Below are 7,416 nucleotides of genomic sequence, written 5' to 3'. Positions count from 1 at the left end.
CACCCAGAGGCGCGCTCGCCGCCAGGGGAGCTGGTTCGAGGGCCGGGGCCGGCGCGGCCGGCTGCATTGCCCTGGTATCGCCGTCTAATCCGCTACGCTTACCAAACACGACTTAGGACTCCACGCGGTGGCCTATTTCGACCGCAATTTTTCGATCAGCGGGCTCAGGAAAGATCCTTTGGGCTTCTTGGTCTCGCTGCGGCCGGTGAGACGTTGTGCTATCTGCAGGAACATCTCGGTGGTCTTATGATTGGCAGAAATCTCCGCAATCATCTGACCGTTGTTCGCCGCGGCTCCGAAGATCTGCGGCTCGAATGGGATCGTCGCGACCGGCGGGCTTTCGATCGCCTTCGCGAATTCGCCGGCATTGATCTCCGGACGCTTCGGGATGCCCACCTGATTGAGACAATACAGCGGCATACGGTCGTTCGGACGCGCAGCCTTCAGCAGGTCGAAGATATTCTTGGTGTTGCGCAGCGAGGCAAGATCAGGTGCCGCGACGATCAGGATGTCATCGGCGCCGATCAGTGCGCGCTTGGTCCAGCCCGACCACTGGTGGGGGATGTCGAGCACGATGCAGGGCATCGTGGAGCGCAAGGTATCGAAGATCGCGTCGAATGCTTCGGCGCCGAAATCGTAGACGCGCTCGAGCGTCGCCGGCGCCGCAAGCAGACTCAGATGATCGGTGCATTTCGACAGCAGGCGATCCATACACGCAGTGTCGACGCGATCGGGCGAGAACACGGCATCCGCGATCCCCTGCGGCGGATCCTGATTGTAGTCGAGCCCCGCGGTGCCGAATGCGAGGTCGAGATCGGCGACCACCGCATCCATCGCCAGGTCCCGCGCGATCGCCCAGGCAACATTGTGGGCGATCGTGGAGGCGCCGACACCGCCTTTGGCGCCGACGACCGCGATGATGCGACCGACTGCCTTGGCTTCGGGCGCGGAGAACAGGTTGCAGATCGAGCGGACGACGTCGAGTGGCGTCACCGGCGCAAGCACGTAATCGCTGACGCCACGGCGGACCAGTTCCCGGTACAAGGTGACGTCGTTGACGCGGCCGATCACCACGACGCGGGTGCCCGGATCGCAGACGGTCGCGAGCTGGTCGAGGCCGGCGAGGATGTCGGTGCGGGCGTCGGTCTCGAGCACGATGACGTTCGGGGTCGGCGCGGAGCGATAGGCCTCGGCCGCCGCGGCCATGCCGCCCATCTGGACCTTGAGATGGGCCTTGCCGAGCCGGCGGTCCTCGCCGGCAGCCTGCACCATGGAAGCGGTCTCGACCGTATCGCAGAAGGCCTGCACCGACACGCGCGGCGCAGGCGCGATGTGGTCGTCGGCCGGTGGCGGCACGATGTCCGTCTGCTCCTCCGGGTTCTGTCGGGCGTAGCTGATCATTTGCCTGTGTCGCTCAGTTTGGCCTTGTCGGCGTCGGGATACGTGACAGAAGTTGTCGTTGCCTTGCGATATTTCTCGAATTGCGCCGTGCGCCGAGCCGTGTAGGGCGGCGTCTCGGAGCGCGGCTGCACCAGGTCGGCCGGGTTATCGACCATCGCGGCCATGTTGTGCTGATAGGAGCAGCCGAAATTGTAGTAGGAGCGGTTCTCGAAATAGCTCTTGTTCTTGATCGACGGACCGAGATCCTCCGGCCAGAGCCCGCAGGGTCCCGCGGTTGCCGTCATCCGCGGATAGCTCAGCCGGATCGCGGCAAGCTGATGCGGATCTCGCGGCTTGTAGTTTCGCACGGTGACGCCACGCGGCGGCACGCCGGCGGCAGCAAGCAGAGATTCGATCTCGCGCATGGAATCCGCCGCCGCCCGCGCGTTCGGCGTATCGACCGGCACGTCGGCGCTGATCGCGCCGGTGCCTTCATGCATCCAGGTCTGCGCCAGTCCCATGACATCGGCGCGCTGCTCTGCGGTCAGTCCGCCGCGGCCATGGCCGATGAAGACCACGATCGATTGATTAGCCTCCTGGACTGTGATGGGATGACGCTGCCGATAGTCCTCGGGAATGCTTGCGGTCGTGATGGCGTCATTGGTGTGATTGCAGGCGCCGAGCACCATCGCCAAGCCCGCGAGCACGATCGCCGTGCGCAGCTTCTGATGGCGAGCCTGGGAAAAACTATCTATCATTGGTGCAATTCCTCGTCCCAAGCTCAGTCCGTGATGAAACCGTAGGTGCCGCGGTAGGAGCGTCCGGCCTCAGAGCGGCCGGGCACGCCGTAGATGCGGTTGATGTTGCCGAGCAGATCGGCCTGCGGGTCGGACACCGCGGCGAACCCGTCATCCGGCCGCGACAGATCCTTCTGGGCAACCGCGCGAACGACCATGGGCGTGACGATCACCATCAGCTCGGTCTGTCTGTTCTGAAAATCGCGACTGCGGAACAGCGAGCCGAGGACCGGCAGCTGCATCAGGCCCGGAAGGCCGTTGATCGCCTGCTTGGTCTGGTTCTGGATCAGCCCGGCCATCGCAATCGCGCCGCCGGAAGGAATTTCAAGGGAGGTTTCCGCTCGGCGGGTCTTGATCGACGGAATCGTCGTGCCGCTGAGGTTGACCGAATTTTCGTTGGAGATTTCGGAGACCTCAGTCATGACATGCAGGCTGATGCGCCCTTCCGTGAGCACCACCGGCGTGAAGTTGAGTGAGATGCCGAATTTCTTGTACGAGACCGTGAGCTGACACTGCTGCTGAGAACCGACGGTCGCCGGCTGGCAGGTATAGCCCGCCGGAATCGGAAATTCGCCGCCGACGATGAAACTGGCAGACTCGCCGGAGATCGCGGTGAGGTTCGGCTCCGCCAGGGTGCGCACCACGCCGGCGCTTTCCATGGCGCGCAGGGTGGCTTGGACCGACGGGGTGGAGCCTAACGAGGCGGCCACCGAGTTGTTGGCCACCAAAGGCGTATTGTTGGCGGTGAACGGGTTGGCATTGGTGAAGGTCACGGCGGAGGTGCCGTAATTGAGCGTGGCGTTGAGATCGACACCCAACTGCTTGATGATCGAGCGCTGGACTTCCGCGACCGTGACCTTCAGCATCACCTGGTCGCGGCCGCGCACTGCGATGTTGTTGACGACTTTGTCGGCGCCGCCGGCGACTCGGGCGGCGAGGTCGCCCGCCTGCTGGGCCTCGACCTGGCTCGACGCTGATCCGGAGAGAACCACGCCGTCGCCAAGGCCGTCGATCTGGATATCGGCATTCGGCAGCAGCTGCTTCAATGTCGCGCGGGCGCCGTTGAGGTCGCGCTTCACGGCAATATCATAGGCGGCGATCTGCTGGCCCTGCGCATCGAAGAAGACGATATTGGTCTGGCCGACGGTGGCGCCGATGATGTAGGCGCGCTGCGCGGAGCGGATCACCGTGTTGGCGATCTTAGGATCGGCGACCAGTACGTCCTTGATGTCGCGCGGCAAGTCGATGACGATGGACTTGCCGACGCCGAGCGACAGGAAACGGGCATTCATCTGGCCGTCGGCGGCCTGCGACGGCACGGTGCGATAGTCGGCGGCAATCGCCGGCGCGAGCGCCGGATTGAGCGTGAACGCCGCGGCGGCCGAAAACGACAGCGCACGGACCAACCAGGTCCGCCTCGTCCGCTGATTTTGGCTGCTTTTCATAACGGTCGTCCTCACTTCTGCGTCGTCATCGTGCTGGGAACGCCGTAGCGGACCACAGCAATACTAGTGCCGCGCCCGCGGCCGGTTTCAGGGAGCTTGTTCTCGGCGACGTTCACATCCGCGATTGAGCGCAGCGCCAGCGATAGCGAGCCGGCCTGGCGCGCCGCGGTTAGCGTCGCTGTCTGTTCAGGTCGCAGTTCCAGGGTCACCGTCTTGCCGACCGCGGTGGTCTGGCCGTCCTTTTCTTTGGGCGCCTGATCGATCGCGAGCACGCGGATATTCGCCAAGATGAGCTCGGAGGTCGAGATATCGGGTTGTTCGTGATCTGGATTCTTCTGGCGACGCGTCAGCAGCACGTCGACGCGGTCATTGGGCAGGATGAAGCCGCCGGCGCCGGTCTCCGGCGAAATCTCGGTGGAAACGGCACGCATGCCCGACGGCAGAATCGCGGCCATGAAGCCGGAGCCATCGGCCTTCACCAGCTTCTGCTCGCGGATCGGCTCGCCGGCAATGAAGGGAGCGCGCGCGATCGAGCCGAGCAGCTGGTTGGTCGCGTCCGGCCGATCGTTGCGACGGATGAAACTGTTGCTCGCGGTCGCCGCCGGCCAGTTCTGCCACTGCAGATCCTCAGGCTTGACCGATTGACCGAGGCCGATGTCGGACTTGGCAACGAGAACGTCGACCGTCGGCAATTGAACGACCGGTGCTGCCGGAGCTGCCTTCTCGTCTGATCCGCTCGCGAGATAGGCGGCAATGCCGCCGGCGCCCACGGCGATGGCCAGGACCACAATGCGTGCGGTATTCATACGCTTCACTTTCCACATTACGCCGCGACCGCTTGCGTCGCCGTGATGGGAGTTGAGCAGTTATTCGTCAAAGCATGGTTAATGAGGCGTATCGAAATCGCCTTAACACCGCGTTGATACGGGCCGGGCGCGCGTCACGTGCCGAAGCCGCGACCCGTCGGGCGCACGCGAAGACGCGGATGGACGAACGAAGAAGGTCAATGCGCGATGAAGCGCGTCAGGTCGACGGCTTTCACCCAGTCGGTCTCCGGGTAAATCATCAAGGCACCGATCGCGAGCGCGATGCCGTAGGGAATTCCGCTGTCCTTCGCATGCAGCCGCGCCAACCAATGCTGTCCCAACAGGGGATAGGGCAGCGGCCATTGGCGGAACTGCAACAGCAGCAGCGTCAGGGCTCCCCCGAACAGCGAGGCATAGAGCAGGTAGTTCATCAGATGCGGGAAACCGAACCACAGCGCGGCCGCGGCGGCAACCTTGGCGTCACCGCCACCGATCCAGCCGAATGCGAAGCAACCGAACGCCACCACCAGCAGCGCGCCGCCGGCAGCAAGATGCGAAAGCATCTCCTGCATGCCCATGCCGCCGAGCACCGCAAGCAACAGGAAGCCGGCGACCAGCGCGAGCGACACCCGGTTCGAGATGGTCATGGTGAAGAGATCGCTGGCGGCAGCGAACGCCATCAAAGCGGGGAACAGCAGAAGGCGTGCGAGATCGAGGATCATGGGTACTTCGCATCATCAGGCCGGCGCGAGATGCGTCCGCGGCCGAAAGTCTAGCGGCAAGAGATAAATGATCCGAAAACGGCGCCGGCGGGCTCGCGCCGGGCAGGCTCGCTTACCAGACGCCGGCGATCCGGATCGCGAGCGAGACGATGGACAGGCCGAGCGCGAGGCATACCAGCCGCGTGGGCGCATCGAGCAGGGCGGCGGCTTGCTTAATGGCGGCGTCGGACGCAATGGGCTTACGCATTCGGGAACTCACCAGCGGCAGATCGAGAGCAACAGGTTGAAACAATAAAGGCCCCGGGTTGCCGGGGCCTTTAGGTTCGGTCGCAGCGCTCGCTTACTTCAGCGAGGCGTTGATCGAGTTGAACTTGCCGTTCAGGGTGGTGCCGAGGCCGTTCACTGCCGCGATGATCGCGAGCGAGATGCCGGCGGCGATCAGGCCGTATTCGATGGCGGTCGCACCGGACTCATCCTTCATGAAACGAGCGAGAAGATTCTTCATAGGGTAACTCCATGTACACGTGGCTGGTCGAACTCAGTCTGGTCGTTGCGGCGTTCTCAGCACCGTGACCATGGGGCCACCCTAGGGGCCGACAATTTCGGCGTAGTTAATTCGGTCGCGTAAACTCGTCTCCAAGCGGCTGTCGTTACTGAGAGTAAATTTCCGATGAATGCTAAAGCGATATTTCGAATGAAACGCCGCGCTGCGTCTTCCCGAAGCCGTGTCCCATAAGCGTTCCAGGTCGCGCGCGCTTCCGTGAACGGCTGGTTCACGGCTCCTTAAGCCTGGAGGAGTAGGCCTCGGGCAGGCTCCTGTGATGAGGCTCACCATGTCCAGTCTACCTATGGAAGTCGCTGTCATGTTCGGCGTGACCATAGAAAAGGTAATACCGATCACGATCGTGCTGGCCGTCACGTTTTCCGTGCTCTGCTATTTCTGGGCCTGTAACCCGGGCAAGCCATGGTGGCAGAAGCGCGAGCTCGTCACCGACATCGTCTACTGGTTCTTCGTGCCGCTGTTCGGCCGCGTCTTTCGGATATGGCTTTTGGTGCTGGGAGCCGGCGTCGTATTCGGGATTCGCGATGCGGACGGACTGATCGCCTTCTATGACAATGGCCATGGGCCGCTGGCACAGCTGCCGCTGTGGCTGCAGGCAGCCTTGTTCCTCGTAATTTCCGACTTCATGCTGTACTGGTCGCACCGGGTCTTCCATGACGGCGGCTTCTGGAAATATCACGCAGTTCATCATTCTTCCGAGGAGATCGAGTGGATCTCTGCCGCGCGCTTCCATCCCGTCAACCTGCTGCTCGGCACCATCGCCGTCGACGTCATCCTGCTGATGGCCGGCATCTCGCCCAACGCGATGGTGCTGGTTAGTCCCTTCAACACCTTCCATTCCGCGTTCGTGCACGCCAATCTGAACTGGACGCTCGGACCGTTTAAATATGTGCTGGCCTCACCGGTCTTCCACCGCTGGCATCACACGGCCGTGGATGACGGCGGCAACACCAATTTCGCCGGCACCTTTCCGATCTGGGATGTGCTGTTCGGCACGTTCCGGATGCCCGAAGGGCGGCTTCCGGACAACTTCGGCAAGGACGAGACGGAGATGCCGCGCGAGTTCGTCGGCCAGGTCGCGTTTCCGTTCCGCCGCTGAGCGCGGTGGGTATCGCAGAAATGCGCCGCCGTTTGCGGATCGTTCACCAATTGAGAGCAGATTTGGCGCGTCGGGCGCCGTCACCGCTGCGTATCGCTTGAGACGGCTTGTAGATGTCCCGGAGTGCTAGAATGGCGTTGAGTTTCCTTCGGCCGCGTTTGCGCGGTGCTTCCTCGTTCGGATTTCGTGCGCTCGCGCTTGCCGCGCTGCTGTGGCCGGCGACCGCGTTTGCCGATCCGGTCGCTGCGGTCGAGGTCAATGTCGATCAGGCCAAGCTCGTCAAGCTGCCGGATCGTGTGGCGACCATCGTGGTCGGCAACCCGATGATTGCCGACGTGACGCTGCAGAATGGCGGCATTCTGGTGGTGACCGGCAAGGGTTATGGCGCGACCAACTTCATCGCGATGGACCGTTCCGGCCAGATCCTGATGGACCAGCAGATCCAGGTCTCGGGACCGACCGATCAGCTCGTGACCGTCTACCGTGGCGTCGACCGCGAAACCTATAGCTGCATGCCGGTCTGCCAGAAGCGCGTGACGCTCGGCGACGCCGACGGCTACTTCAAGCAGGTGATGGATCAGGCGGGGTCGCTGTCGGGCCAGGTC

The 7,416-nt window shown here is 63.1% G+C and carries 9 protein-coding genes; 2 read left to right on the top strand and 7 right to left on the bottom strand.

Translation table 11 applies throughout. From position 1 onward, the window contains the following. Positions 1-132 precede the first annotated feature (132 nt). The 7 genes from WA702_RS29510 to WA702_RS29480 all read right to left on the bottom strand — a co-directional run bounded on the left by WA702_RS29510 (position 133) and on the right by WA702_RS29480 (position 5,655). Positions 133-1,401 carry an AAA family ATPase gene (locus tag WA702_RS29510; RefSeq protein WP_425114063.1) on the bottom strand — a complete coding sequence of 423 codons (1,269 nt, stop codon included), beginning with the start codon at positions 1,399-1,401 and terminating at the stop codon, positions 133-135. Next, the gene (locus WA702_RS29505) at positions 1,398-2,138 is read right to left on the bottom strand and encodes a CpaD family pilus assembly protein (protein WP_425114062.1); all 741 of its coding nucleotides are present in this window, start codon (positions 2,136-2,138) and stop codon (positions 1,398-1,400) included. The genes WA702_RS29510 and WA702_RS29505 overlap by 4 nt, the downstream gene beginning before the upstream one ends. A gap of 23 nt (positions 2,139-2,161) precedes the next feature. Next, positions 2,162-3,622: a type II and III secretion system protein family protein gene (locus WA702_RS29500; RefSeq protein WP_425114061.1), complete on the bottom strand. Its 1,461-nt coding sequence runs from the start codon at positions 3,620-3,622 to the stop codon at positions 2,162-2,164. An 11-nt stretch (positions 3,623-3,633) separates the two neighbouring features. Beyond that, the gene (gene cpaB, locus WA702_RS29495) at positions 3,634-4,428 is read right to left on the bottom strand and encodes a Flp pilus assembly protein CpaB (protein ID WP_425114060.1); all 795 of its coding nucleotides are present in this window, start codon (positions 4,426-4,428) and stop codon (positions 3,634-3,636) included. Between the two features lie 197 nt (positions 4,429-4,625). Beyond that, on the bottom strand, positions 4,626-5,150 hold the full coding sequence (locus WA702_RS29490) for an A24 family peptidase (RefSeq protein WP_425114059.1): 525 nt from the start codon (positions 5,148-5,150) through the stop codon (positions 4,626-4,628). Between the two features lie 112 nt (positions 5,151-5,262). Beyond that, positions 5,263-5,397: a hypothetical protein gene (locus WA702_RS29485; protein WP_425114058.1), complete on the bottom strand. Its 135-nt coding sequence runs from the start codon at positions 5,395-5,397 to the stop codon at positions 5,263-5,265. Between the two features lie 93 nt (positions 5,398-5,490). Further along, positions 5,491-5,655: a Flp family type IVb pilin gene (locus WA702_RS29480; protein WP_425114057.1), complete on the bottom strand. Its 165-nt coding sequence runs from the start codon at positions 5,653-5,655 to the stop codon at positions 5,491-5,493. 328 nt (positions 5,656-5,983) lie between these two features. Here WA702_RS29480 and WA702_RS29475 point away from each other — a divergent pair, with 328 nt between their 5' ends. Together WA702_RS29475 and WA702_RS29470 are read left to right on the top strand one after the other, a co-directional pair. After that, positions 5,984-6,811: a sterol desaturase family protein gene (locus tag WA702_RS29475; protein ID WP_425114056.1), complete on the top strand. Its 828-nt coding sequence runs from the start codon at positions 5,984-5,986 to the stop codon at positions 6,809-6,811. 131 nt (positions 6,812-6,942) lie between these two features. Next, on the top strand, positions 6,943-7,416 hold a 474-nt coding region (locus WA702_RS29470; RefSeq protein ID WP_425114055.1), incomplete at its 3' end, for a pilus assembly protein N-terminal domain-containing protein.

Origin of the sequence: Bradyrhizobium sp. (assembly GCF_049798375.1) — a bacterium.
In the GTDB taxonomy this organism is placed as follows: domain Bacteria; phylum Pseudomonadota; class Alphaproteobacteria; order Rhizobiales; family Xanthobacteraceae; genus Bradyrhizobium.
The sequence above is the reverse complement of the archived record's forward strand: the minus strand, read 5'-3'. Positions and strand labels throughout refer to the sequence as shown.